Source organism: Zhihengliuella halotolerans, from assembly GCF_004217565.1.
In the GTDB taxonomy this organism is placed as follows: domain Bacteria; phylum Actinomycetota; class Actinomycetes; order Actinomycetales; family Micrococcaceae; genus Zhihengliuella; species Zhihengliuella halotolerans.
The window spans coordinates 2,551,184-2,575,994 of the sequence record NZ_SHLA01000001.1 but is presented as its reverse complement, the minus strand read 5'-3'; the positions used below and the strand labels follow the sequence as shown (position 1 = coordinate 2,575,994).

Annotated in this window: 22 protein-coding genes; 8 read left to right on the top strand and 14 right to left on the bottom strand. The window is 70.4% G+C overall.

Translation table 11 applies throughout. The features are described 5' to 3' along the window. Positions 1 to 15 precede the first annotated feature (15 nt). From EV380_RS11665 to EV380_RS11650, 4 genes are all read left to right on the top strand, one after another. Complete coding sequence (locus EV380_RS11665; protein ID WP_130451286.1) at positions 16 to 1,023, top strand: carbohydrate ABC transporter permease; 1,008 nt, start codon at positions 16 to 18, stop codon at positions 1,021 to 1,023. Continuing rightward, positions 1,020 to 1,838, top strand: coding sequence for a carbohydrate ABC transporter permease (locus EV380_RS11660; RefSeq protein ID WP_130451285.1), 819 nt, complete (start codon positions 1,020 to 1,022; stop codon positions 1,836 to 1,838). Before EV380_RS11665 ends, EV380_RS11660 begins: the two co-directional genes overlap by 4 nt. Before the next feature lie 3 nt (positions 1,839 to 1,841). Next, entirely contained in the window at positions 1,842 to 3,884 is a 2,043-nt protein-coding gene (locus tag EV380_RS11655; RefSeq protein WP_130451284.1) for a glycoside hydrolase family 127 protein, read from the top strand. A gap of 112 nt (positions 3,885 to 3,996) precedes the next feature. Further along, a complete protein-coding gene (locus EV380_RS11650; protein ID WP_242607600.1) occupies positions 3,997 to 7,584 on the top strand; it encodes a LamG-like jellyroll fold domain-containing protein in 3,588 nt (1,195 codons plus the stop codon). Between the two features lie 18 nt (positions 7,585 to 7,602). On the opposite strand, the gene EV380_RS11645 is transcribed toward EV380_RS11650, so the two are convergent. The 3 genes from EV380_RS11645 to EV380_RS11635 all read right to left on the bottom strand — a co-directional run bounded on the left by EV380_RS11645 (position 7,603) and on the right by EV380_RS11635 (position 10,454). Further along, positions 7,603 to 8,187: a type 1 glutamine amidotransferase domain-containing protein gene (locus EV380_RS11645; protein ID WP_130451283.1), complete on the bottom strand. Its 585-nt coding sequence runs from the start codon at positions 8,185 to 8,187 to the stop codon at positions 7,603 to 7,605. Positions 8,188 to 8,347: 160 nt separating this feature from the next. Next, positions 8,348 to 8,989: a TetR/AcrR family transcriptional regulator gene (locus EV380_RS11640; protein ID WP_130451282.1), complete on the bottom strand. Its 642-nt coding sequence runs from the start codon at positions 8,987 to 8,989 to the stop codon at positions 8,348 to 8,350. Further along, positions 8,970 to 10,454, bottom strand: a complete 1,485-nt coding sequence (locus EV380_RS11635; RefSeq protein WP_130451281.1) for an APC family permease — start codon at positions 10,452 to 10,454, stop codon at positions 8,970 to 8,972. The genes EV380_RS11640 and EV380_RS11635 overlap by 20 nt, the downstream gene beginning before the upstream one ends. Positions 10,455 to 10,570: 116 nt before the next feature. Here EV380_RS11635 and EV380_RS11630 point away from each other — a divergent pair, with 116 nt between their 5' ends. Then, positions 10,571 to 11,695 carry a DmpA family aminopeptidase gene (locus EV380_RS11630; protein WP_242607599.1) on the top strand — a complete coding sequence of 375 codons (1,125 nt, stop codon included), beginning with the start codon at positions 10,571 to 10,573 and terminating at the stop codon, positions 11,693 to 11,695. A 13-nt stretch (positions 11,696 to 11,708) separates the two neighbouring features. Here EV380_RS11630 and EV380_RS11625 read toward each other — a convergent pair whose 3' ends face one another. Continuing rightward, complete coding sequence (locus tag EV380_RS11625; protein ID WP_130451279.1) at positions 11,709 to 11,960, bottom strand: putative antibiotic biosynthesis monooxygenase; 252 nt, start codon at positions 11,958 to 11,960, stop codon at positions 11,709 to 11,711. A 48-nt stretch (positions 11,961 to 12,008) separates the two neighbouring features. Between EV380_RS11625 and EV380_RS11620 the strand changes: the two genes are divergently transcribed. After that, a complete protein-coding gene (locus EV380_RS11620) occupies positions 12,009 to 12,869 on the top strand; it encodes an HAD-IIB family hydrolase (protein WP_130451278.1) in 861 nt (286 codons plus the stop codon). Here EV380_RS11620 and EV380_RS11615 read toward each other — a convergent pair. Both EV380_RS11615 and EV380_RS11610 read right to left on the bottom strand, forming a co-directional pair. After that, a complete protein-coding gene (locus EV380_RS11615) occupies positions 12,862 to 14,241 on the bottom strand; it encodes an aspartate aminotransferase family protein (protein ID WP_130451277.1) in 1,380 nt (459 codons plus the stop codon). The genes EV380_RS11620 and EV380_RS11615 overlap by 8 nt on opposite strands. A gap of 11 nt (positions 14,242 to 14,252) precedes the next feature. Beyond that, entirely contained in the window at positions 14,253 to 15,758 is a 1,506-nt protein-coding gene (locus EV380_RS11610) for a CoA-acylating methylmalonate-semialdehyde dehydrogenase (RefSeq protein WP_130451276.1), read from the bottom strand. Positions 15,759 to 15,872: 114 nt separating this feature from the next. Between EV380_RS11610 and EV380_RS11605 the strand changes: the two genes are divergently transcribed. Beyond that, positions 15,873 to 17,516, top strand: coding sequence for a PucR family transcriptional regulator (locus EV380_RS11605; protein ID WP_130451275.1), 1,644 nt, complete (start codon positions 15,873 to 15,875; stop codon positions 17,514 to 17,516). A 178-nt stretch (positions 17,517 to 17,694) separates the two neighbouring features. Here EV380_RS11605 and EV380_RS11600 read toward each other — a convergent pair whose 3' ends face one another. The 5 genes from EV380_RS11600 to thiO all read right to left on the bottom strand — a co-directional run bounded on the left by EV380_RS11600 (position 17,695) and on the right by thiO (position 20,816). Beyond that, the gene (locus tag EV380_RS11600; RefSeq protein WP_130451274.1) at positions 17,695 to 18,090 is read right to left on the bottom strand and encodes a type II toxin-antitoxin system VapC family toxin; all 396 of its coding nucleotides are present in this window, start codon (positions 18,088 to 18,090) and stop codon (positions 17,695 to 17,697) included. Continuing rightward, on the bottom strand, positions 18,090 to 18,437 hold the full coding sequence (locus tag EV380_RS11595) for a type II toxin-antitoxin system Phd/YefM family antitoxin (protein WP_130451273.1): 348 nt from the start codon (positions 18,435 to 18,437) through the stop codon (positions 18,090 to 18,092). Before EV380_RS11595 ends, EV380_RS11600 begins: the two co-directional genes overlap by 1 nt. 111 nt (positions 18,438 to 18,548) lie before the next feature. Further along, entirely contained in the window at positions 18,549 to 19,340 is a 792-nt protein-coding gene (locus tag EV380_RS11590; protein ID WP_130451272.1) for a thiazole synthase, read from the bottom strand. Between the two features lies 1 nt (position 19,341). Next, entirely contained in the window at positions 19,342 to 19,605 is a 264-nt protein-coding gene (gene thiS, locus EV380_RS11585; protein WP_130451271.1) for a sulfur carrier protein ThiS, read from the bottom strand. Next, entirely contained in the window at positions 19,602 to 20,816 is a 1,215-nt protein-coding gene (gene thiO, locus EV380_RS11580) for a glycine oxidase ThiO (RefSeq protein WP_130451270.1), read from the bottom strand. Before thiO ends, thiS begins: the two co-directional genes overlap by 4 nt. 114 nt (positions 20,817 to 20,930) lie before the next feature. Here thiO and thiE point away from each other — a divergent pair, with 114 nt between their 5' ends. Then, positions 20,931 to 21,638, top strand: coding sequence for a thiamine phosphate synthase (thiE, locus tag EV380_RS11575; protein ID WP_130451269.1), 708 nt, complete (start codon positions 20,931 to 20,933; stop codon positions 21,636 to 21,638). Here thiE and EV380_RS11570 read toward each other — a convergent pair. From EV380_RS11570 to EV380_RS11560, 3 genes are read right to left on the bottom strand one after another with little or no spacing between them, the layout of a single operon-like run. Next, positions 21,635 to 22,864: a Fic family protein gene (locus EV380_RS11570; protein ID WP_130451268.1), complete on the bottom strand. Its 1,230-nt coding sequence runs from the start codon at positions 22,862 to 22,864 to the stop codon at positions 21,635 to 21,637. The two genes, thiE and EV380_RS11570, sit on opposite strands and share 4 nt — an antisense overlap. 58 nt (positions 22,865 to 22,922) lie before the next feature. Further along, positions 22,923 to 23,855: an aldo/keto reductase gene (locus EV380_RS11565; protein WP_130451267.1), complete on the bottom strand. Its 933-nt coding sequence runs from the start codon at positions 23,853 to 23,855 to the stop codon at positions 22,923 to 22,925. A 14-nt stretch (positions 23,856 to 23,869) separates the two neighbouring features. Continuing rightward, positions 23,870 to 24,748: an aldo/keto reductase gene (locus EV380_RS11560; protein WP_130451266.1), complete on the bottom strand. Its 879-nt coding sequence runs from the start codon at positions 24,746 to 24,748 to the stop codon at positions 23,870 to 23,872. Positions 24,749 to 24,811: the final 63 nt, after the last annotated feature.

Here is a 24,811-nt window from a genome sequence, read left to right as displayed (position 1 = left end):
CATGAAGGACACGTGATGACGACACATTCGACGAGCGCGCCCCCGGCGGGCTCGGCCGCTACCGCACCGCGATCCGCGGCGCAGACGCCCGGTCCAACCGGCCGCGGCACGACGGCGCCCACCGACAGAACGCCGCGGCGGCCGACGTCGGGCCGGTGGGCTGCCGCCGCCTTCGCCGCCCCGCTGGTGGCCTACCTGCTGGCGTTCTACGCCTACCCGCTGCTGCGCAGCATCGACCTCAGCCTGCACGACTACACGATTCGAGCGTTCGTCCAGGGCGACGCCGAGTTCGTCGGCTTCGCGAACTACGCGGAGGTCCTCTCCTCCGAGCTCTTCGGCAAGGCCCTCTGGAACACGGCCGTGTTCGTGATCGTCTCGCTGGCCTTCCAGTACGCGATCGGCTTGGCCCTCGCGGTCTTCTTCCGGTCCAGCTTCCGGCTCTCCGGCATCCTGCGCGCTCTCTTCCTCGTCCCGTGGCTGCTGCCGCTCATCGTCTCCGGCTCCACGTGGGCCTGGATGCTCAACAGCGACAACGGGATCGTCAACTCCTTCCTCTCCGCGTTCGGCATCGGACAGATCAACTGGCTGACCTCGCCGGACACGGCAATGGCCGCCGTCGTCATCGCCAACATCTGGCTCGGCATCCCCTTCAACCTGGTGATCCTCTACTCGGGCCTGCAGAACATCCCGGAGGACCTCTACGAGGCGGCCTCCCTCGACGGGGCCGGCGCGTGGCGGAAGTTCACGTCCATCACGTTCCCCCTGCTGCGCCCGGTCTCCGCGATCACCCTGCTGCTCGGCCTCGTCTACACGCTCAAGGTCGTGGACATCATCTGGATCATGACGGCCGGCGGACCGGCGAACTCGACTGCCACGCTGGCCATCTGGTCCTACCGGGAGGCCTTCGGCACCGGCCAGCCGGACATGTCCCCGGCCGCCGCCGTCGGCAACCTGCTCATCGTCATCGCACTGGTCTTCGGGTTCGTGTACCTGCGCGTGCAGCAACGTCAGGAGAAGTCATGACCGCCACCCGCCCCTGGTGGAAGACGGCCGTCGGGCTCGTCCTGACCGCCCTGATGCTCTTCCCCGTCTACTGGATGATCAACGTCTCCCTGACCGAGACGAAGGACCTGCGCTCCAGCCCGCCGCAGCTGTTCCCGCTCGACCCGACGTTCGAGGGGTACGCGGCCGTGTTCGGGCAACAGCTCCCGGCCCTCGGCACGAGCCTGCTGATCGCGCTCGGCTGCGTGCTGCTCACGGTCGTGATCGCCGCCCCGGCCGGCTACGCGATCGCCCTGTTGAACCTGCGCGGCGGCCGCAGCCTGAACTTCCTGCTTCTGGTCGCGCAGATGATTCCGGGCGTCGTCATGGCGATGGGCTTCTACGCGATCTACGTGCGGCTCGGCCTGCTCAACTCCGTGTGGGGTCTCATCCTCGCCGACTCGACGATCGCGGTGCCGTTCGGCGTCCTGCTGTTCACCGCGTTCATGTCCGGCCTGCCGAAGGAGCTCCTGCAGGCGGCCCGGATCGACGGCGCCGGATCGTGGCGGGTCTTCACCGCGATCGTGCTGCCCATGAGCCGCAACTCGGTGCTGACGGTCTCGCTGTTCGCGTTCCTGTGGGCGTGGTCAGACTTCATCTTCGCCTCCACGCTCAGCCGCAACGCCGACCTGATCCCCATCACCCTGAGCATCTACTCGTACATCGGCAACAACACCACGCAGTGGAACGCGATCATGGCCACGGCCGTCGTCGCGTCGATCCCCGCCGCCATCCTCCTGGTGGTTGCCCAGCGCTATGTCGCCGCCGGCGTGACCGCCGGGGCAGTGAAGGACTGAACCGTGACCGACACCACCACCCGGTACGACGACGACGCCCGCGGCCCGCACGCACCGCCCCCGCCGCCCGCCCCTGCCAGTGCAGCTGCGCGCCCTGTCGTCCCCGCCCGCGGGACCCGTCGCGGCGCCGGTCTCGGCGAGGTCGCGTTCGACGCCGGCGGCTTCTGGGGCGACCGCCAGGACGTCAACGCCGCCGCGACGCTTGCGCACTGCGAGCGGTGGATGGAGGAGCTCGGGTGGCTCGAGAACTTCGACCGCGTCGCCCGCGGCGAGCGGACCGTCGACCGGCCCGGCTGGCAGTTCTCCGACTCCGAGGTCTACAAGCTGATGGAGGCCGCAGCGTGGGAATCGGCGCGCTCGGGCGACGCGGGCGCGGAGGCCCTCTTCGTCCGGCTCGCCGACCGCGTGACCGCAGCCCAGGACGACGACGGCTACCTCACCACGGCGTTCGGCCACCCCGGGCTCGAGCCCCGCTACTCGGACCTGGCCATGGGCCACGAGCTCTACAACATGGGGCACCTGCTCCAGGCCGCGGTCGCCCGCCTGCGCACGGCCGGGGCGGACGACGCGTTCGTCGCCGCCGGCCGCCGCGTCGCCGAGCACGTGTGCCGCGAGTTCGGCGCCGGCGGGCGGGACGAGTTGTGCGGTCACCCGGAGATCGAGGTCGCGCTCGCCGAGTTCGGGCGGGCGACCGGCGAGCCGCGCTACGTCGAGCAGGCACGGATCTTCATCGAGCGCCGGGGCCACGGCCGGCTGCCCGTGCGCCCCCTGCTGGCCGCCGACTACTTCCAGGACGATGTGCCCGTGCGCGATGCCGAGGCCCTGCGCGGGCACGCCGTGCGGGCCCTCTACCTGACGGCCGGCGCCGTCGACGTGGCCGTCGACACGGGCGACGACGGGCTGCTCGAGTCGCTCGTACGCCAGTGGCGCCGCACCGTCGAGCGGCGCACGTACCTGACGGGGGGCATGGGCTCGCGCCACCAGGACGAGGGCTTCGGCGACGACTTCGAGCTGCCGGCCGACCGGGCCTACTGCGAGACGTGCGCCGGCGTCGCCTCCATCATGGTCTCCTGGCGGCTCTACCTCGCGACGGGCGAGGCCGAGTACGCGGACCTGATCGAGCGCACGCTCTACAACGTCGTGGCGGCTTCGCCGAGCGCGGACGGGTGCGCCTTCTTCTACGCGAACCCGCTGCACCTGCGCGAAGCCGCCGACCCCGTCGAGGCCGCCGGCGTGCACATGCGCGCCGAGGGGGGCCTGCGCGCCCCCTGGTTCGACGTCTCGTGCTGCCCCACCAACGTCGCGCGCACGCTGGCCTCGCTGCAGGCCTACGCGGTCTCCGTCGACGGCCCGGCGGCCCTGAGCGTCCTGCAGTACGCCGCCGGCAACGTCTCCGTGGAACTCGACGACGGGCGGCTCGCGGTGAGCGTCGCGACCGGCTACCCCCACGACGGCACGGTGGTCCTCAGCGTCACCGACGCGCCTGCGACACCCGTGACGCTGCGGCTGCGCGTGCCGCACTGGGCGCGGCGCGCGTCCCTGTGGAGCACGACGGCGGCCGGCGGCGCCCGCCGCGTCGATGCCGCCCCGGGCTGGGCGCACGTCTCGCAGGTGCTCGCCGCGGGGGACGAGATCCGCCTCGTTTTGGGCGATGAGCCCCGGCTGACGTGGCCCGATTCGCGCATCGACGCGGTGCGCGGCACGGTCGCCGTCGAACGCGGTCCACTGGTGCTGTGTCTTGAGTCGCCGGACCTGCCGGCCGGTATGGAGATCTACGGCTTCGTGCTCGACGCGTCCGCCCCGCCGCAGCCCGCGAACGACGGGGCCTCGGTGCGACTGCTGCCGCGACCCGGGCGCGACGCGTCCGGCGGGCGCCTGCCGTTCGGTCCGTGCGAAGACCCGGCGGACGGCACGCCAGCGCAGCGACCGGACGCCCCGGGCGGGCAACCTGCGGAGGGCGGCCTCGAGGTGCGCCTGATCCCCTACTACCGGTGGGCCGAGCGTGGCCCGTCGACGATGCGGGTGTTCCTGCCCGCGTCCACCTAATTCCCCCGCGAGGGGGAGTCGAACGCGGCGGCCGCGGATTCAGCGCGGCCGCCACGCGCCGCCGTCGTACCCGACGGCGGTTCATCACGAGTGAGACAGAGAGGTACACGAGATGATGCAGCACACGCACCATCGTCGCCGGTTCCGGCGAGCGGCCGCGGCGGCAACCGCGGTGGCGCTCGGCGCCGGGGCGATCTCCGCATCCGCGACGGCGGCTTCCGCCGCACCACCGGAACCGGTCATCCACTACACCATGGACGACGTCGGCGACGGGGTCGTCCCGGACAGCTCGGGCAACGGGCTGGACGGGACGATTTCCGGAGCGACGGAAAGCGTCGACGCGCCGGACGGGCCGGCCCTCGGGCTCACCGGCGGCCACGTTACCATCCCCGCCGGCGCGCTCGAGGACGCCGCCGACCTCACCGTCTCGACGCGGGTGAAGTGGGACGGGACGGGCGGGGCCTGGCAGTGGCTCTTCGCACTCGGCGAGGACACCGACCGGTACCTCTTCGCGACCCCGTCCAACGGGGACGGCAACCTGCGCGCGGCCGTCACGCAGGCCGCCGCAGGCGGCGAGGCGACGGTCACGGGCGCGGGCCCGCTGCACACCGACGAGTGGGCCACGCTCACCGTGACGCTCGACGACGACGCCGACACCGTGACGACGTACCTCAACGGGGTGCCCGTCGGCTCGGCCGCAAGCGACGTCGCGGCCGCCGACCTCTGGGGCGACGGAGCCGAGAGCACCGGATTCATCGGCAAGTCGTTCTATCCCGACCCGGCCTTCGCCGGCGCGGTCGACGACTTCCGGCTCTACGACGCCGCGCTGACGCCGGAGCAGGTCGCCGACCTGGTGCCCGGCGACGTGCCGACCCGGGAGTCCGTCACGGACCGGATCGAGGTCGACACCGTCACCGGCGCGGCCCCCGAGCTGCCCGCGACCGTCCTCGCCGACTACTCCGACGGCTACCAGCGCGGCGTGCCCGTGGCCTGGGAAGACGTGGCGCCCGAGCAGTACGCCTCCTCCGGCGAGTTCACCGTGACCGGCGACGCCGACGGGACGGAGGTCGCCGCCGTCGTCACCGTGCGCGGCAACGACGTGAGCATCGACCTCGGCGCGACGACCGGGCCCGTGCACGGCGGGGCCTCGGGCGTGCTCTACGGCCTCTACGGCGAGGGCATGCCCACGGACAACCTGATCGAGGGCATGGACGTGCGCTCGGTCGCGACCAAGGCCCAGGACGGGTCCCAGCACCCCGGATCGGACGCGCTGGAGGTCCTGCCCACGCTGAGCGAGACCACCGGCGGCGACGTGTACCTGCGCGTGACCGACTGGTACCGCGGCTTCCCATACCAGTGGCCGGGGGACACCCCGCAGGAGAAGCTCGCCGACTACCGCGAGGTCCTCGACGCGCAGCTGGAGATGATCGAGCAGATCCCAGCAGAGCAGCGCGAGAATCTCGTCATCGAGCCCTTCAACGAGCCCGAGGGCAACATGTTCGGCACCGGGCAGTGGAGCCTGGACGGCACCAGCTGGCTCGATGACCCGGCGGACTACTTCGCCGCCTGGGACTCGACGTACCGGCGCATCAAGGAGGCCTTCCCCGCCATGCGCGTCGCCGGCCCCGGCACGAGCATCCTCTTCGATCAGAACGAGGGCTTCATGGAGCACGCCGTCGCGGAGGGCACCGTCCCCGACATCGTCACGTGGCACGAGCTGACCCACCCGCAGGCCATTCGCGACTCGGTAGCGAAGTACCGGGGCTGGGAGGCCGCGACCTTCGCCGGCACCGAGTACGAGGGTACCGAGCTGCCCCTGAACATCAACGAGTACGCGTTCAACTACCACACCTCTGTTCCCGGCCAGATGATCCAGTGGATCTCCGCGATCGAGGACACCAAGGTCGACGCGATGATCGCGTTCTGGAACATCAACGGAAACCTCTCCGACTCGGCCGTGCAGGTCAACCGCGGCAACGGGCAGTGGTGGCTCTACAACGCCTACTCGAAGCTCAGCGGCGAGACCGTCGAGGTCGCTCCGCCGTTCCCGGGGCAGAACTACTCGCTGCAGGGCGTCGCTTCGCTCGACGAGACCAAGCAGACCGCCCGGGCGATCCTCGGCGGCACGGATGGTAAGGCGCCCGTGACGTTCGAGAACATCCCGGCGGACACCTTCGGGGACACCGTGCGCGTCTGGCTGCACGAGATCGGCTGGACGGGCCAGCTCGGCGACTCGGCGCAGCCGGCCGAGCTCGCGGAGCTGGTTCTACCCGTCGAGGACGGCCGCGTCACGGTCGACTTCGACGGCGAGACGCTGCCGCAGCTCTCCGAGGCCTCCGCCTACGAGCTGGTCATGACCCCGGCGGGCGCCGGCGTGGAGAGCACGGTCGACTCCACCTGGAGCGCCTCCTACGAGGCGGAGGACGCTGACTACACCGGAGACGGCTACAGCCGCAACGGCCCCGAGGGCTCGCCGGCCGACGTCGGAAAGTTCTACACCTCCGGCGGCTTCAACGTCGGGGGCCTGCGCACCGGATCCGACGGCGCCCTCGACTTCACGGTCGATGTGCCCCAGGACGGAGAGTACGATCTCTCGGTCTTCGCGAATAGCCTCAACACCTACCCGTTGATTGAGGAGCAGGGCCCCACCAACGTGTTCCTGCGGGTCGATGGGGAGGCCGAGCAGGAGCTCTTCCTGCCGCTGGGCTACAAGTGGGTGGTCTGGGACCACGCGGACACCACCGTCGAACTCACGGCCGGCACCCACACCATCACGCTGGCGGCGCAGAGTCTCGACGGATCCGGCGCCACGGTCGGTGACGCGCTGATCGACCGGATCACGCTGAGCCAGCCACGTGACTCGGGGGACGTCTACGAGGCCGAGATCGCCGTGCACGACGGCGGGTTCGCCGAGCACGACAAGCCCGACGACGGTTCCGGTTCCGGCGGTGCCAAGCTCGCCGACGGGCAGTCCGCAACCTTCTGGGTCTACGGGGAGCACGACGGCGAGGCGCAACTTGCGCTGGAGGCCTTCGGTTCCGGGGCCGGCACGCTGAGCGTGAACGACCGCGAGGTCGCGCAGGTCGGCCGCGGGGTCGAGCTCTCCGCCCACCTGCAGGGCGGGGTCAACAAGATCGTCGTCACCGCAGAGGGCCGGAAGGGGCTGAAGGTCGACCGTCTGGTCGTCGACGCTTCCGCGGGCCAGCTGGCGGCGGTCGAGTACCAGGCGGAGGACGCGGAGGCGGCGGGCGACGCCCGCACCACCGCGCTCTCGCTCGCCGAGGGCGGCACCGCCGTCGAGGGCATCGGCGGCGAGCCCGGCAACGCCAACACCCTCACGTTCGAGGTGGAGGCCCAGACCGCGGGCGAGCACGCCGTCGTCGTCCGCTACTCCAACCCCGAGCAGGTGCCGGCGACGCACTACAACCCCAACCCGATGGCTCGCCACGCGGACTTCTCGGTCAACGGGGGTGACGCCCAACGGGTCCTGTTCGCGCCGTCGTTCCACGCGAACAACTTCTTCGAGCGGACCATCTACCTCGAGCTCGAAGAGGGTGCGAACACGGTGACGGTCTCGGCGGAGGAGGAGCCGAACTTCGACGGTGAAACCTACGCGGAGCAGAACTGGCCGGGCATCCCGCTGCGGGCGGCGGAGGCGCCGATCATCGACCGGATCACGGTCTCGCCGCTGCGCGGCTGACAGTCGGCTCTCCGGCGGTCACGCGCCGCCGGAGAGCTGCTCGACCAGCTCGCCGGTGAATGCCTCGAGATCGCCGGGGTTCCGGGACGTGATGAGCGGGAATCCGGCCGAAGTATCCAGCACGACCTGCTGGTCGACCCACGTCGCCCCGGCGTTCTCCAGGTCGATGCCGAGGCTCGAGTAGGAGGTGAGCTTCTTCCCGGAGGCCAGCCCGGCGTCGATGAGCAGCCACGGGCCGTGGCAGATCGCGGCGACGGGCTTCCCGGCCTGCGCGAAATCCGCGATGATCTTGCGCGCGTTGCCGTCGGCGCGCAACTGGTCGGCGTTGAGCGTCCCGCCGGGGACCACCAGGGCGTCGTAGTCCGCGGCCTCGGCCACGGCGAGGGTGGTGTCGACGGGGACCTCGGGCCCGGGGTCCTTGTCGGCCACGAGCGTGCGCACCGGCCGGTTCTCGACGGCGGCCACGGTGACCTGGGCTCCCGCGGAGCGCAGGGTCTCGATCGGCTGGGTGAGCTCGTCGCTTTCGGTGCCGTAGTTGGTGCTGATGACGAGAACCTCGCGTCCGTCCAGCGTGGTCCCGGTGGTGTTCGATGCGGATGCCATGGGTGTGCTTCCTTTCGACGGGTGGGCGCCTTCACGAGTGCTGGCGGGGCGGGTGCCCCGCGGGCGCCTCTCATCCATGGCTATCACAGCGGCGGCCGCCCTTCGAAGGCCTGCGGGCTTGGAGGTTGCTGGGAAGATCAGAAGCGCTCGAGAACACCGGCTATCCGGGCAGAGTGCACTGGAGTGCGAGCTCCGCGTAGGCCCTCACCCCTGCGCGCCGTTCGGCACCCGTCAGGGACAGTCCGAGCTGGGGGTAGAGGTCGTAGGCGTCCTCGAGGGCCACGAGGTTCCGGGCGATGAGGCCGACGTCGTGCTGCGGAGCGAAGTCCTCGGATTCGGTTCCGACCTCGAGCAGGGAGCGGTAGAGCGTCACCTGTCGTTCGACCACCTGGCAGTGCATGCGCCGGGTTTCCGGGCGGGTGCGCGCGGTGCCAATGCTCTCGTAGACGCTGCGCAGCTCGTCGCCGACATCGTCGGGGACGCCGAGGTGAATCATCTCCGCCAGTTTCTCGACCGGGCGGCGCCCCCCGGCGACGACTTTGAGCCGCCGGTCGTGGAAGCGGTCCATAACGGCTTCGAGGGCGCGGTCGACGAGATCGTCGACGCCGTCGTAGTAGTAGAGGACGCTGCCGGGGCTAACTGAGGCCTCCTCCGCGATCGCGCGTACGCTGGCCCCGCTGGCCCCTTCGCGGATCACGACGCGGACGGCCGCCTGCAGCAGCGCGTCGCGTCGGGCGTCCCCGGCCCCGCCGGGTCGCGGAGAGTGCGCGGCGCGTCTGGCCCTAGTCCGCTTGTCGCTCAACGGGCTTCTCCGTCCGCCCCAGTGCCGCCCACAGTGCCGGACGCCGCGTTTTGAGGATTCGCTCGTAGATCATCCCGGCAATGAACAGGAGAGGCGTGGGGAGAATGAGAACCCAATTGATCGCTCCGTTCATACCGGTGGTGAGATCAAAGTGTATGACGATCAGGGTCACCGCGGCGATGAGGCCCGCGGCACCGAGAACGGGCGCCACGACCACCCGCCACGGTGAATGACCGCGTCGATCGCGCGCGAAGAAGGCCACAACGGCGACGGCGGCGAGAGCCTGACCGAAGACGAGGCCGAGCACTCCGGTGGCGTAGGTCCAGACGGCGAGCCCGAGGTATGCGTCCGTGACGAACACGGCGGCGATCCCGATGCCGGCGATCCCGATGCCGGCGATGCAGGCCGCCGACAGGGCCAGGCTCGCCGTGGCGGGGGCCTTGTGGACGCGGTGCGTTCGGCCCAGGGTGGAGGGCAGGATGCCTTCGCGGCCGAGGGAGAACAGGTAGCGGGTGCAGGCGTTGTGGAAGGCCAGGATGCAGGCGAAGAAGCTCGTGACGATCAGAACCTGGACGACTCCGGCGGCCAGCGGGCCCACGAACTGTGTGGTTGCGGCGAAGACCATAGATTCGAAGTTGTCTCCGGCGGCGAAGGCGAGCACGCCTTCGACTCCGAAGGCCAGGGTCAGGATCCAGAACGTGAACGCGTAGAACGCGGCGAGCAGCGCGACCACGAGGTACGTGGCCCGGGGGATGGTGCGTCCCGGTCGCTTGGCCTCCTCCGCGTAGATCGCCGTGCCCTCGAATCCGAGGAAGGCGCCGAAACCGATGACCAGCAGCATGCCGATGCCGCCGCCGGCGAGGATGTTGCGCGGGTCGAAACCCGCCGCCGACGGGGCCTCGGGGCCGCCGATGATGAGCACGGCGACAGCGATGACCAGCAGGATGGCCACTTCCGCGGTGACGAGGACGGCGAGCACTTTGGCACCGACGTCGACTTGGCGCATCCCGAGCAGCGCGACGGCGGCCGCTGAGGCCAGCGCGATGACCCACCACGACGGTGCCGATCCGAACCACTCGGTGAGGACAAGCTCGCCGAAAAACCCGATGAAGGCGTAGAAGCAGAAGCACAGGAAGGCGTAGGCGTACGCAGTGACGAACGCCAGCCCCACGCCGGCCGATTTTCCGAGCCCGTGCAGCGCGTATGCGTAGAACGCTCCGGCATTGGGCACGTGGGTGCTCATGGCAGTGAAGCCGGCTGCGAACAGCGCCAAGATGGCCCCGCAGAGCAGCATGGCGCCAGGTGCCCCGATTCCGCCGAGCCGGAAGGCCATCGGCGCCGCCGAAACGACCACGGTCAGTGGGGCGGCGGCGGAGGCTACGAGGAAGACGATTCCCCAGATGCCGAGGCGGCCGGTGGAGAGGGAGTTGCGTTCGGCGGTTGGTGCGGTTCTGGTTCCCGACATGGTGGTCCTTGCGTTGAAGGGGATGTGTCATGGATCATGTTTGAACACTGATTCAAATATGTGGGCGTGCTGCAGTCAAGGGTTTTGCCTGTTAAATCTGGAAGAACGGGATAAATGTGAACACCCAATCAAATTCAAGAGTTCGTGCTCGGGACCTGGGCATCAGGCTCGACGGCACTCCCGGCGCTGCGAACGCGATCACTGACGTGCCCGGCATCGAGGTCGGATACGTCACGCTGCGGCCGGAGGATCGCACTGCCTGCACGGGCGTCACGGCGATCCTGCCGCGTGGTCGCGCCGGTGTGGGAGACCCATGCGCGGCCGGGACGTTTAGTCTCAACGGCAACGGAGAGATGACGGGGCGGACGTGGATTGAGGAGTCGGGCCAGTTCGCGACGCCGATCCTGCTCACCAACAGCCATGCCGTGGGTGCGGCGCACGCCGGCGTGGACGCGTGGATGGCCGACGTCGCCCCCGACGTCGCCCGCCGGTGGATGCTCCCCGTGGTCGCCGAGACGTGGGACGGCTACCTCAACAACATCAACGAACCGCACGTCACGCCCGAGACCGCCCGGCGGGCCCTCGACGCCGCCACCGGCGGCCCCTTGGCCGAGGGATCCGTCGGAGGTGGCACCGGCATGAACTGCTACGGGTTCAAAGGCGGTACCGGCACGGCATCGCGGCGGGTGGCGTTCGGCGCGGGCGAGTACACCGTCGGCGTGCTGACGCAGGCAAACTTCGGCTCTCGGCACGAGCTGCGCATCGACGGGCGGCCCGTGGGACGCGCTTCCGCCGCGCCATGCCCGCTCGAGGAGACGAACTGGCTGCAGGAGGAAGTCGACGCCGCGCGGGTCCCCGGAGGGGCCGGGTCGGTCATCGTCATCGTGGCCACCGATGCGCCGCTTCTACCCGGACAGCTGAAAGCGCTGGCCCGCCGCGTCCCGTTGGGCTTGGCGCGCACCGGGACCACGGGCGGGCACTTCTCAGGAGACATCTTTCTCGCGTTCTCCACCGGGAACGACGGCGGCCTACGCTCGGACTTCCCGGTTCCCGGGCGTCAGCAGGAGTTGGAGAGCATCGAGCACGTTCCGTGGGGCGGCATCGACCCGTTCTTCGAAGCCACCGTGCAGGCCGTCGAGGAATCGGTCCTCAACGCGCTCGTGAACAACGAGGATGTCGAGGGGCGCGACGGCCATGTCAGCCCCGCGCTGCCGCACCACGAGGTACTGGGAGCCGCCTGACCGGGGCGGTTCCTCAGCCCGCGCTGCGCAGGATGAGCTGCGCGCGCAGGCGCTGCAGCTGCGGGACGATCCCGTAGATCACGATCGGCACCGCGACCGTCGCGAGGACGAAGGTGCGCAGCACGGGGTGCAGCAGCTCGAGCCACGAACCCAAGGCCAGGTTGATGACGGTCAGCGTGGGAAAGACGGCGAGCCAGATCATGAGCGCGAGCTGGCGCTTGCTCGGCGGGGGCACGGCCGGGCCCGGAGCGGGAGTCGTGGACATTGCTCCATGATCTCACCGCGGCGCGGGTGCGCAGGTAGGATCCGGACCATGAGCGCAGCAACGGAAAACGCCAAGTCCCACACCGTCGTCGACGAGTCCGCCCGCGCCGTCTTCCTCGACGTGGACGGCACCTACGCCGACCACGGCGTCGTGCCCGACGGACACGTCCGGGCAGTGCGCGCGGCACGGGCCGCCGGCCACAAGGTGCTGCTGTGCACGGGTCGGCCCCTCTCGATGCTCGACGACGAAATACTCGGCGCCGGGTTCGACGGCGTCGTCGCCAGCGCCGGTGCCCACGTGAAGATCGGCGGCGAGGTCCTGCTTGACCGCCGTTTCCCGGCCGGGCTCGCCGCCCGCACGGTCGAGGTCCTCGACGTGCACGACGCCGTCTACATCCTCGAGGCGCAGGAGGCCCTGCACGCGCCGCCGGCCGCCATGGAGCGCCTGCGGGAGATCATCGAGGAGCACTTCCGTCATTCGCCGACGGGGGCCGCGGCGATCCTGGGCGCCCTGCGGCCCGCCGCCGACCTCGCCGCCGTGCCGTTCGCGAAGGTCTCGGTCTTCGCGTCCCCGGTGCCGATGTCCCGGCTCCTCGCCGAGATCGGCGAGGGCGTCGCCGTCGTCGAGAACTCGATCGCCGCCGAGGGCCGCCACTCCGGCGAGCTCTACCTGCACGGGATCAGCAAGGCCGACGGCCTCGCGGCGGCGATCGAGCACCTGAACATCCCGCGGGAGCACTCGATTGCCGTGGGCGACGGGGAGAACGACCTCGAGATGGTGGCGTACGCCGGAATCGGCGTGGCGATCGAGGGCTCCTCCCCGCAGCTGACGGCGCTCGCCGACCGCACGGCCGCGCCACCGCGCGAGGAGGGCCTCGTGGCGGCCTTCGCGGAGCTCGGGCTCAGCTGACGACGTGCGCGTCGGCCAGTGCCAGCGCCTCGTCGATGATCGCCAGGCCGCGACGCGCGTCCTCCTCGCTGATGTTCAGCGGCGGAACCACGTGGATGCGGTTGTAGTTGGCGAACGGCAGCATCCCGGCGGCCTTCAGCGCGCCGACGAGCTCGTTCATCTCGGGTGAGGAGCCGCCGTAGGCGGCCATCGGCTCGCGCGTCTCCCGGTTCTTCACGAGCTCGATCGCCCAGAAGCAGCCGGCGCCGCGGACCTCGCCGATCGACGGGTGGCGCTCGGCCATCGCCCGCAGCTCGGGGCCGAACACGTTCTCGCCGAGGGCGGCCGCGTGCTCGATCATGCCCTCCTCGCGCATCGCAGTGATGGCCGCGACCGCCGCCGCGCAGGCCAGCGGGTGGCCCGAGTACGTCAGCCCGCCCGGGTAGGGGCGCTGCGCGAAGGTCTGGTAGATCGCCTCGCTCATCGCGACGCCGCCGAGCGGCACGTACCCGGAGTTCACGCCCTTTGCGAAGGTGATGATGTCCGGGGTGACGTTCCAGTGCTCGACCGCGAACCACTTGCCTGAACGGCCGAAGCCGGCCATGACCTCGTCCGCGATGTAGACGATCCCGTACTTGGCGGTCAGCTCCCGCACGCCCTCGATGTACCCGGGCGGCGGCACGTAGATGCCCGCGGTGCCCGGAATCGATTCGAGGATCAGGGCCGCGATGTTGGCCGGCCCCTCCAGGACGATCACGTCCTCCAGGTGCTTCAGGGCCCGCTCGGTCTCCTCCTCGGGGGTGGCCGAGTCGAAGTAGGAACGGTAGGGGTAGGCGGGGAAGAAGTGCACGGCACCGGAGTCGCCGTCGTCGTTCGGAACGCGCCGCGCATCCCCGGTGACGTTGATGGCCAGGTGCGTGCCGCCGTGGTAGCTGCGGTACGCGGAGAGGACCTTGCGCCGGCCCGTATGCAGGCGCGCCATGCGGATCGCATGTTCGACGGCGTCCGCGCCGCCGTTCGTGAAGAAGATCCGGTTCAGATCACCCGGGGTGAGCTCAGCGATGAGGCGTGCCGCCTCGGAGCGCGCCGCGTTGGCGTGCTGCGGGGCGACCGTGCACAGCTCGGCGGCCTGGGCGGCGATCGCCGCGACGACCTTCGGGTGCTGGTGCCCGATGTTGGTGTTCACCAGCTGCGAGGAGAAGTCCAGGTACCGCTTGCCGTCGGCGTCCCAGACGTGCACGCCCTCGGCCTTGACGATGCTCATCGGGTCGAGCGTCTCCTGCGCCGACCAGGAGTGGAAGACGTGCGCCCGGTCCAGCTCGTAGGCGCGGCGCCCGGCCGCCAGCTGCGCGTCGGTGGGGCCGCCGGCCGTCGTCGTGGTGGTGTCCGTCATGCTCAAACTCCTTAAGAGTGGGTCGGGAAACCGAGGTTCAGGCCACCGTGGCTGGGGTCCAGCCAGCGCTTGGTGACGACCTTGCCGCGGGTGAAGAAGTGTACGCCTTCGGCGCCGTGGGCGTGAGTGTCGCCGAACAGCGAGGCCTTCCAGCCGCCGAACGAGTAGTAGGCCATCGGGACCGGGATGGGGACGTTGACGCCGACCATGCCGACCTCGACCTCGTTCTCGAAGCGGCGGGCGGCGCCGCCGTCGTTCGTGAAGATCGCCGTGCCGTTGCCGTACGGGCTGTCGTTGATGAGCTCGAGGCCGTCGTCGTAGCTGTCGACGCGGACCGTGGAGAGGACCGGGCCGAAGATCTCGTCCGTGTAGATGGACATGTCCGTGGTGACGCGGTCGAACAGCGTCGGGTTCAGGAAGAAGCCCTCGCCGTCGGCGTCCGGGGAGACCTGCCGGCCGTCGAGCACGAGCTCGGCCCCGGCGGCCTCACCGGCGTCGATGTAGGAGGCGACCTTGTCGCGGTGGGCGGCCGTGACGAGCGGGCCCATGTCGCAGCCGCGCGTGCCGTCGCCGATGCGCAGGGTGCGCGTGCGCTCGGCGATCTTCGCGACGAGCTCGTCGGCGATGGACTCGACGGCGACGACGACGGAGATCGCCATGCAGCGCTCGCCCGCCGCGCCGAAACCGGCGTTGACCGCGGCGTCGGCAGCGAGGTCGAGGTCGGCGTCGGGCAGCACGAGCATGTGGTTCTTGGCGCCGCCGAGGGCCTGCACGCGCTTGCCGGCGGCCGTGCCGCGCTCGTAGACGTACTGGGCGATCGGGGTGGAACCGACGAAGGAGACGGAGGAGACGTCGCGGTGGTCCAGCAGCGCGTCGACCGACTCCTTGTCGCCGTGCACGACGTTGAAGACGCCGTCCGGCAGGCCGGCTTCCTTCCACAGCTCGGCCATCCAGTTCGCGGCCGTCGGGGTCTTCTCGCTGGGCTTGACGATCACGGTGTTGCCGGCGGCGATGGCGACCGGGAAGAACCACATCGGCACCATGGCCGGGAAGTTGAAGGGGGCGATGATCGCGGCCACGCCCAGCGGTTGGCGGACGGAGTGCACGTCGACCTTGGTCGAGGCGTTCTCGGTGTGGCCGCCCTTGATCAGGTGGGCGATGCCGCACGCGACCTCGACGACTTCCTGGCCGCGGGAGATCTCGCCGAGGGCGTCGTCGAGGACCTTGCCGTGCTCGGCCGTGATGATCTCGGCGAGCTCGCCCTTGCGGGCGTTGAGCAGCTCGCGGAAGGCGAAGAGGACCGTGGTGCGCTTGGCCAGCGAGGTGTCGCGCCAGAGCGGGAATGCGGCCTTCGCGGCGGCGACGGCCCGGTCGACGGTCGCGGTGGAGGCCAGCGCGACGCTGCCGGTGACCTGGCCCGTCGCCGGGTTGGTGATGTCGGCGGTGCGGGTGCCGGGCTCGGCGACGGTGGCGCCGTCGATCCAGTGGGCGGTGGTGCGGAGGGAGACGGTCTGCATGTGGTGCCCTTCAAACGGTGGAATCGGTGTGCTGCATCCAGCATGCGCGCCGTTCGCGGCCGATGTAAGTGACAAGGTGTATCGAGGGTCGGCCGTGGACGATACGATCTGTCAATGGATGTGAACCCCGACGTTGCTCCCGCCCCCGGCCGCCTGACCGTGGCGGCCGTCCTGGAGCAGGAGGAGATCCGCACCGGGTCGCCCGAGGTGCTGGCCGGCGGCAACCGGCTCTCGGAGGAGGTGCGCTGGGTGCACGTCGCCGACTCCGCGGCGGTCGGCGGGCTGCTCGAGGGCGGTGAGCTCGTGCTGACCACGGGGCAGGCGTTCCGCCATTCCGCGGAGGCGACCGGACGCTTCCTGGACGACGTGACCGCAGCCGGAGCGGCCGGCGTCGTCATCGAGCTCGTGGACGAGCGGTCGGAGCCGGCGACGGGGGCGATCGCTCACCTGCGCGCCGCCGTCGTCGGCCGGGACTTGCCGGTGGTGCTGCTGACGCGGAAGGTGCGGTTCGTCCGGGTCACGCAGGTCGCGCACCGGGTGCTCGTCGGCGAGCAGCTCGCCCGCGTCGAGCGCGCCCGCCACGTGCACGAGGTCTTCACCCAGCTCTCCCTCGAGTCCGCGAGCGAGCAGCGGATCGTGGACCGGACGGCGATCCTGCTCGACTCGCCCGTGGTGCTCGAGGACGTGGCGCACCGGGTGCTCGCGTTCCACGGGGAGGACTCCGTCGGCCTGCTGCGCGACTGGGTCCAGCGGGCGCGCGGGGTCGGATACCTCGAGGCCACGGGCCGTCGCGGCGGGCCGGAGGACTGGCTGCAGACGCCCGTCGGCGTGCGCGGGCGCCGGTGGGGACGGCTCGTAGTGCCGGGCCCGCTGGTGGACGACGACGAAGCCAGCCAGGTGCTCGAACGCGCCGGGCAGGCCCTGACTCTTGCCCGGATGGCCGGCCGCGACGAACGCGAGCTGCTCTACCAGGCGCAGTCCGGCCTGATCCACGAGCTGCGGCACTCGCACACCCTCGGCGAGGGCGAGGCGCGCACGCGGGCTGCGGCGCTGGGGCTCGCGGAGGCCCCCTACTACCTGCCCGTCGTGTTCCGACTGGACCGGCACCCGGACGAGGACCCGACCGGGCTGCAGCTGCGAGAGCGCGCCCTGCTCGAGGAGCTGACGCGGGTCGTGGGGCGGGCGCGGCGCTCCGCGCTGGTGGCCGGAATGAATTCCGGGTCGCTCGGCGTGCTGCTGCCCGTGCCGGCGCGGCAGCTCGAGGACGGCCTGGTGGAGGACCTGTGCGCGCGGCTCACCGCGGCGAGGCGCGGCGAGCAGGAGCCGGACTGGTCGGTGGGTGTCGCGCCCAGCCGGCCGGGGCTTGTGGAGGCGGCGGCCGGGCTCGACGAGGCCGTGCAGGTCGCCGAGATCGCTGGCACGCTCGAGACCCGCCGGCAGCCGTTCTTCCGCTTCGGCGACCTGCGGCTGCGCGGGCTGCTGTCGAACCTGCGCGCTGATCCGCGTGTGGCCACATTCGCCGCGGCGGAGCTAGCGCCCCTGCTCGAGTACGACGACGACGCGGGGCTCGACCTGCTCGAGCGCTTCCTCGCGCACGGCGGCAACAAGTCGGCGCTCGCGCGCACCGGCTACCTTAGCCGGCCGGCGCTCTACGCGCGGCTGGCGAAGCTGCAGGACAAGCTGGGGGTCTCGCTCGACGACGCGGAATCGCGCACGGCGCTGCACGTGGCCGTGCTCTGCCACCGGCTGCAGGAGTAATGGCGGGCGCTCGCGTTCACGTTGGAGATGATGATTCGTGTTGCGTGAAGTCGGTAGCACGGGCCTCGTCCGCCCGGCGCTCCGGGATCTCAACGCCAGAATCGCCGAGTTCGAGGAATCGCTGCCGAGGCGCGGCAGTCGAATTCAGGCCTCGAAGCAGGGCAGTGCTCGCATCAGTTCAGGAACGGCTGCGCGGATCGTGCACGTCGAGGCCGAGCTCTTCCGCGACGGCCAACATCTGCTGATCATGGCTGGCCAGGGTCACGGTGGAACCGAGTAGCGAGCAGGTCGCCAGGTGGATGGCGTCCAGGGATTTGATGTGGGGCTCGATGGCGGCAGCGAACCGGAGGACGCCGCCGTCGATGCCGAAGAACGAGGCGTTGTTCAGCACGTGATCCGCGGAGTGAAGGGCCAGGTTCTCCCGGCGCAGGACACGGGTAGCTTCGAGTTTCAACAGCGACGAGGAAGCGAACTCGTCACCCCCTGTCAGATTGGACTTCATCCACGAGGCCGAGCGGCCAAGCGGGCGCAGCACCACGTCAAGCGCCACGGAGGAATCGAGGTACCAGCGCATCAGTGCTCGCCCTTCGCCCAGTCGAGAAGAACGTCAACTTCTGCCTGCGTGTAGTCGCCCGGATTTTCGGTCGGCCATGGTGTTTCGACTGTCTTTGGGCTCGAAAGGCGGCCCTCGGCGCGCAGCTTGTCCCACAGGTCGGTGTGGCCGTCAACGGGTTCGATCCGCCACCGCGGCTTCCCTCGTTCCGTGACGAGAACGGGCTCGTCCTCCGCGGAGATCCGGTCGAGCACCTCTGCGGTCTTCTGGTTCAAGTCTCTCTTGCTGATCGACTTCATCACTCCATTGTAGTACCTATGTCTGACATTGAGCCAGGCCCTCAAGGGATCGCGCGGGATGAGCGTCATGCGGACAGGCTATGCCCGGTCGCCTCAAGGCAGCTGTGAGGAAGGCACGGCTGTGGACTGACGTCGCGGTGGACCGCAATGTAGATGACGAGTCGGGAGTGGGAGAACCATCTATTGGAACAGCGCGCCCGCCATCGCGATCATGCCCTCCTGCGGGCTCGACGCGTGCGCCAGCGAGCGCTTCGGGATCCGGCCCGCCCCGCGCGCCAGGCGGCCCGCCTCGACGGCGAGCTTCATCGCCCGGCCCATCGCGACGGCGTCGTGCGCGCGCGTCACGGCGCTCGCGAGCAGCACCGCCTCGCAGCCGAGCTCCATCGCAAGCGTCGCGTCCGAGGCCGTGCCGACGCCCGCGTCGAGGATGATCGGCACGTTCGCGCGGGAGACGATCGTCTCGATGTTGAACGGGTTCAGCACGCCGAGGCCGGTTCCGATCGGTGCGCCGGCCGGCATCACGGCACTCACGCCGACGTCCTCGAGCCGCTTGGCGGTTACCGGGTCGTCGTTCGTGTAGGCGAAGACCTTGAACCCGTCCGCGACCAGGGTCTCGGCGGCGTCGACGGTCTCGGTCGGCTCGGGCAGCAGCGTGTCTTCGTCGGCGATGACCTCCAGCTTGACCCAGTCCGTCTCGAGCGCCTCGCGCGCCATCTTCGCCGTCAGCACGGCGTCGCGCGCCGTGTAGCAGCCGGCCGTGTTCGGCAGCGGGCGCACGCCGAGGCGCTCGAGCATTGCGAACACGCTCGAGCCCGTCTCCGCCGAGTAGCGGCGCATGGCCACGGTGGTGACCTCGGTGCCGGAGGAGATCAGCGCCTCTTCTAGGGTGGCCAGGCTCGTCGCGCCGCCCGTGCCCATGATGAGCCGGCTGGTCAGCTCGACCCCGTCGATGATCAGCTTGTCCTGCTCCATGTCAGCCTCCCTGTGTTGCGGTCACGAGTTCGACGACGGCGCCCGCCGCGATCGGCGTCGCCGCCCACGCGGAGCGCGGGACGACCTCGCCGTCCAGCGCCGCAGCGACCCCGGTGCCCCGGCCGTCGGCCAGGCGCCCGTCGTCGCCGATGGACTTGCCGGTCTCCTGCACGACGACGTCGCGCAGGCTGGTCTCGCCGCGCACGATGCGCTCAGCGCCGTTGAGGGTGAAGGCGACGTCGGTCGCCTGGGCTGGGTGGGTCATGCGTCGCTCCTGGGGTGTGCGGGGCCGGCGGTGCCGACCGGGTCGTTCGGGGCGGGGGAGGCGAACCGGTCCGGGTGGACCGAGGCGAACAGCGCCGCCGTGTCGTTGGGGTCGTTCGGGTCGGGCTGCGGGGCCGGCTCCGCGACGATCTTGGCGGTGAGGCGGGCGCCGAAAGGTGTGAGCAGGACGCCGTGGCGCGAGTATCCGGTGGAGACCACCAGGCCGGGGTCCAGGCGGCCGATGAGCGGGATGTCGTCCGGGGTGCCGGGGCGTGCGCGGGCGGTGGTCTCGAGCAGGGTCGAGTCGAGCACCCCGGGCAGGATGCGGCGGGCGGATTCGAGCAGCGCGTGCACGCCCTCGGTGCTGACGCCGGGCTCGGAGTCCTCGCGGCTCGTCGCACCGAGCACCACCGTCCCGTCGTCGCGCGGGACCGCGTAGACCGGCCGCCCGTTGACGATCGCCCGCACGATTCGGGTGATGAGCGGGCGGTTGCGCTCGGGCAGCCGCAGGCGGAGGATGTCGCCGTGGATCGGGCGCAGCGGCAGGTCGAGCAGTTCCGTCGCGGCCAGGCCCGTGGCGACGACGGTCTGGTCGGCGCCGAGGCGGCGGCCGTCGTCGAGCACGACGCCGGTGGTGCTCCCGGCGGATCCGGTCAGCCCGGTCACGCGGGAGCGGACGAACTCGACGCGCGGATCGAGGACGAGGCGCTCCATCATCGCGGTGGTGAGCCGGCGCGGATCGATCTGGTGGTCCGCGGGCAGGTGCACGCCGCCGGCGATCGAGGGGGCCAGCGCGGGTTCCAGCGCGCGCAGCTGCCGGCTCGTGACCTTCTCGACGGGCACGCCGGCGGCGCGCTGCAGCCCGACGAGTTCCTCGAGTGCCGTGCGGTCCGCGGCGTCGGCGCCGACGACGACGGTCCCGGTCCGGAGGTAGCCGACGCACATGTCGTGGACGCCGCCGACGGGCAGGCGGTCCTCGAGGAGCCGCTCGAGGAACCTGCGGTACATCCGGCCGGAGACGGTCATCATGCTGAGCAGCGGGACCTGGCCCCAGGCCATCTCCGCGCCCGGCGCGAGCATGCCGGCGGCCGCGTAGCTGGCGCCGGAGGCGGGTGCGGGGTCGCAGATGGTCACGTCCCAGCCGCGGGTGGTCAGCTCGAAGGCGGTGGCCAGGCCGATGATTCCGGCCCCGGCGACGATCGCGCGTGGCATGTTCTCTCCCTACGGCGGCATGATCCGCATCAGGTCTGGTGGTCGGCGCCTACCTGCCTCGGCGCCCTCTCAGCCCTGTGCGGGCTCCCACGGATTGGCCCCTATTGTAGACACATGACCCACTCCGAAGACGCACCCGTGACAGCAGATGCGGCCCTCTGGGCCACCGGTACGACGACGCCGCTGACGCGCGCCGAGCGCCTCGAGCTGCTGGATGCCACGCGGCTGTACGTCTGCACGAACGCCCGGGAGGAGCGTGGTGACTTGCGTGAATTCCTGGCAGCCGCGTACGCCGGGGGCGTCGGGATCGTGCAGCTGCGGGACAAGGGGATGGAGGCCGGTGCGGAGATCGAGCGCGTCATGGTCCTGGCGGACGTGGCCCGCGAGCAGGGGATGATGTTTTCTGTTAACGACCGCGCCGATGTCGCCGCGCTCACCGGCGCCGACGTGCTGCACCTGGGGCAGGGGGACTTGTCCACCAGTCAGGCGCGCGCCCTGCTCGGACCGGAGGTGCTCATCGGGCGCAGCACGCGCTCGCTGTCGCAGATCAACGAGGCGAACCAGGATCCCGGCATCGACTACTTCTGCGTCGGGCCCGTGTGGGAGACGCCGACCAAACCGGGGCGGGCCGCCGTCGGGCTGGACCTGCTCGGGTACGCGGCCGCGGTCGCGAAGAAGCCGTGGTTCGCGATCGGCGGCATCGACGCGCAGCGCCTGCCCCAGGTGGTCGAGGCCGGCGCCGAGCGCGTCGTCGTCGTGCGGGCCGTGACCGAGGCCGAGGATCCGGCCGCGGCGGCGCGGGAACTGCTCGCCGGCTTCTAACGCCGGGTCAGCTCGGCGGCGTAGGTGTCGAGGATGCCCAGGATCCCGCCGTGCTGCCAGACGCGATTGCGTTTCAATCCGCTGCGCTCGCTGAGCACGCCGGCCTCGGTCAGCTGGGCGAGCGCGCGCTGCGCCGTCGTTCCGGAGGTACCGAGCAGGCGGGAGACGAGGTGCGCGTTGATCACCGGGTGGGCTACGAGATGCGGGAGTACCCTCCACGCGGCAGCTTGCGGGCGCAGCGACGACATGCTGCGCCGGGCGGCGTCGAGCTGGTCTTCCAGCGAATCGACGAGGTCTTCACCCGTCCGCGCCGCGAAGCGGGCGGCCCCCGCGAACTCGGCGACGATGGGGGCCGCGTCTCCCGATCTGTAGGCGGTCAGAGCCTCGAAGTAGGACTCGGTGCGGCGGAGCAGCCCGGCGGAGACCGGGGCGGTGGTCTGCGTCAGGATGTTCTTGGCGCGCAGCAGCGCGTGGACAAGGGCGCGGCCGGTCCGGCCGTTGCCGTCGACAAAGGGATGGATGGTCTCGAACTGCGCGTGCGCGATGGCTGTCTGCACGAGAACGGGGAGGTCGTCCCGGCGCATGAACTCCGTCAGGTCGGCGAGAGCGGCGGGAACGAGTTCGGGTTGCGGGGCGATGAACGAGGCGCCGCGAGGGCTGACAGCCGAACGCCCCACCCAGACAAGCCGCTCTCGCAGACGTCCGGCATGTACTTCCCAACCCCGTTGGCCGGCCATCAGCTCGGCGTGCATCGTGAGGATCGCGTTGAGATCGAGGGCGTCCGCGAGGCGTAGGGCCGCCTCCATGGCACGCACGTTGGCGACCACGACCCGAGCGTTGTCGCTGGTGGACTGGTCGAGCTCCGCCAGTGCCAGTTGGCGTGCGCCGACCGTGAGATTCTCGATCTGGGATGAGGAGGTGGATTCGGTGCGCAGGAGAACCGCTGACATGGGGCCCAGGGTCGTCGACTGGCTTCCGAGTCGCGAGGACGCGTAGCGGTCGAACGATGCCAACGCCGCGACGGCTTCTTCCGAATCGGCGCTCATGCTCCCGTCCAGATGGACGGACAGCTGTGAGATCGGCGGGACGACCGCCGAGCGGTAGGGTCCGGAACCAGCGGCGAGGGCGGCGCGTGACGACATCCCGTCCGACTCGGCGATCCACGTGTGGTCTTCGTAGCCGAGAGGCGTGACGGGCAGCGAAAGTGTTCCTCCCGGGTTCCCCATAGTTACAGTTTAGGCGAAACTGTAACTATGGGGAACCGCTTGGGTACGGTTTCGCCGGTTACGGGACGACGTACCCGGCCGCGCGGACCAGCTCGTACCACTCGGCGCGGGTGAGCGGGATGTCGGAGCCCTGCGCGGCCGCGGTGATGCGCTCCGGCGTCGTCGTCCCGAGGACCACCTGCATCTGCGCCGGGTGTCGGGTGATCCACGCGGTCGCGATCGCCGTGGGTGGCACGTCGTACTTCTCCGCCAGGCGGTCGATCACGGCGTTGAGCTCCGGGTACTTGTCCGAGCCGAGGAACGGCCCATCGAAGAATCCTGCCTGGTAGGGCGACCACGCCTGGATCGTGATGTCGTTCAGGCGGCAGTAGTCGACGATTCCACTATCGCGGGAGACGGACTGGTCCAGCCCGCTCATGTTCGCGGCGATGCCCTGGGCGATCATCGGTGCGTGCGTGATGGAGAGCTGCAGCTGGTTGGCGACGATCGGCTGCTTGACGAACTTCTTCAGCAGCTCGATCTGGCCCGGCGTGTGGTTGGAGACGCCGAACGCCCGCACCTTTCCGGAGGCGTGCAGCTCGTCGAACGCGCGGGCGACCTCCTCGGGCTCCACGAGGGCGTCGGGGCGGTGCAGCAGCAGGATGTCGATGTAGTCGGTCTCAAGCGCCTTCAGCGACCCCTCGACCGAACTCGTCAGGTGCTCGTAGGAGAAGTCGAAGAACGGCCCCGGGGTCCTGATGCCGGCCTTGGTCTGGATCGTGTACTGCTCGCGCTCGGAGGCGCTCAACTGCATTGCCTCGGCGAACCGGCGCTCGCACCCGTGCTTCGGGGTGCCGTAGACGTCGGCGTGGTCGAAGAATGTGATGCCGGCGTCGCGGGCGGTGCGCACGATGGTGCGGACCTCGTCGTCGGACTTGTCCTGGATGCGCATGAGCCCCTGCACCACGTTGGGTGCGGGCAGTGCGACGTCGGGCATGGGGAAGGTTTTCATGTGGTCCTCGAGTTTCAGGCCGCGCTGAGGCGGGTGATCTGGCGGTCGGTCAGGGTGAGGTTTGCGGCCAGGACCGAGTCTTGGACGCTGGCGGCTCGCGAAGCGCCGGGAATCGGGACGACGACGGGCGCGAGCGCAAGCTCCCACGCGAGCGTGACCTGATAGACGCTGACGCCGAGTTCGGCAGCGACCTCCCCGAACGCGGCGTGGTTCGCGGCGAGCTCGCCGGCGTTGGCAATGCCGCCGAGCGGGCTCCACGGCAGGAACGCGATGCCCTGCTCGGCGCAGTGGCGCAGCTCCGCCTCGGAAGAGCGGAAACGCGGGCTGAACTGGTTCTGCACCGAGGCCAAGCGGCCGCCGAGGATCTCGTTGGCGGTCTCGATCTGCTCGATGTTCGCGTTGGAGATGCCGGCCAGGGCGATCACGCCCTCGTCCAGCAGGTCGCGGATCGCGCCGAGGGAGTCCTCGTAAGGTACGTCCGGGTCGGGGCGGTGGAACTGGTAGAGGCCGATCGCCTCGACGCCGAGTCGCTGCGCCGAGGCCTTGGCGGCCTCCTTGAGGTATTCGGGACGGCCGTCCTTGGTCCACGACCCGTCGCCCGGGCGCAGGTGGCCGCCTTTGGTGGCGACCAGGACATCATCGGCCCCGGGGCCGTACTCGCGCAGGGCGCGGGCGATGAGCTCCTCGTTGTGGCCGACCTCGTCGGCGTCGCGGTGGTACGCGTCGGCGGTGTCGATGAGGGTGACGCCGGCGTCGAGGGCCGCGTGGATCGTCGCGATGGACTGCTCGGCGCTGGGGCGGCCCTCGATCGACATGGGCATGGCGCCCAGGCCGATCGCGGAGACGGAGCGGCCGCCGATCGTGCGGGTCGGGAGTGTGGTGCTGGTCTGCATTGAGGCTCCTTGGTGGTGGATGACCGTGCCGTGTGTCACTCTAGGAACGGTTAATTCAGAAGT

Coding starts and splice junctions, on each gene's coding strand:
- EV380_RS11615 (WP_130451277.1), bottom strand. CDS start 14,241: ATGACGGACACCACCACGACGACGGCCGGCGGCCCCACCGACGCGCAG.
- thiO (WP_130451270.1), bottom strand. CDS start 20,816: ATGCCACGCGCGATCGTCGCCGGGGCCGGAATCATCGGCCTGGCCACC.
- EV380_RS11560 (WP_130451266.1), bottom strand. CDS start 24,748: ATGCAGACCAGCACCACACTCCCGACCCGCACGATCGGCGGCCGCTCC.
- EV380_RS11660 (WP_130451285.1), top strand. CDS start 1,020: ATGACCGCCACCCGCCCCTGGTGGAAGACGGCCGTCGGGCTCGTCCTG.
- thiS (WP_130451271.1), bottom strand. CDS start 19,605: ATGACCCACCCAGCCCAGGCGACCGACGTCGCCTTCACCCTCAACGGC.
- EV380_RS11665 (WP_130451286.1), top strand. CDS start 16: ATGACGACACATTCGACGAGCGCGCCCCCGGCGGGCTCGGCCGCTACC.
- EV380_RS11590 (WP_130451272.1), bottom strand. CDS start 19,340: ATGGAGCAGGACAAGCTGATCATCGACGGGGTCGAGCTGACCAGCCGG.
- EV380_RS11570 (WP_130451268.1), bottom strand. CDS start 22,864: ATGGGGAACCCGGGAGGAACACTTTCGCTGCCCGTCACGCCTCTCGGC.
- EV380_RS11625 (WP_130451279.1), bottom strand. CDS start 11,960: ATGTCCACGACTCCCGCTCCGGGCCCGGCCGTGCCCCCGCCGAGCAAG.
- EV380_RS11645 (WP_130451283.1), bottom strand. CDS start 8,187: ATGGCATCCGCATCGAACACCACCGGGACCACGCTGGACGGACGCGAG.
- EV380_RS11620 (WP_130451278.1), top strand. CDS start 12,009: ATGAGCGCAGCAACGGAAAACGCCAAGTCCCACACCGTCGTCGACGAG.
- EV380_RS11650 (WP_242607600.1), top strand. CDS start 3,997: ATGATGCAGCACACGCACCATCGTCGCCGGTTCCGGCGAGCGGCCGCG.
- EV380_RS11635 (WP_130451281.1), bottom strand. CDS start 10,454: ATGTCGGGAACCAGAACCGCACCAACCGCCGAACGCAACTCCCTCTCC.
- EV380_RS11610 (WP_130451276.1), bottom strand. CDS start 15,758: ATGCAGACCGTCTCCCTCCGCACCACCGCCCACTGGATCGACGGCGCC.
- EV380_RS11600 (WP_130451274.1), bottom strand. CDS start 18,090: ATGCGCTGGTACCTCGATTCCTCCGTGGCGCTTGACGTGGTGCTGCGC.
- thiE (WP_130451269.1), top strand. CDS start 20,931: ATGACCCACTCCGAAGACGCACCCGTGACAGCAGATGCGGCCCTCTGG.
- EV380_RS11605 (WP_130451275.1), top strand. CDS start 15,873: ATGGATGTGAACCCCGACGTTGCTCCCGCCCCCGGCCGCCTGACCGTG.
- EV380_RS11565 (WP_130451267.1), bottom strand. CDS start 23,855: ATGAAAACCTTCCCCATGCCCGACGTCGCACTGCCCGCACCCAACGTG.
- EV380_RS11595 (WP_130451273.1), bottom strand. CDS start 18,437: ATGACGCTCATCCCGCGCGATCCCTTGAGGGCCTGGCTCAATGTCAGA.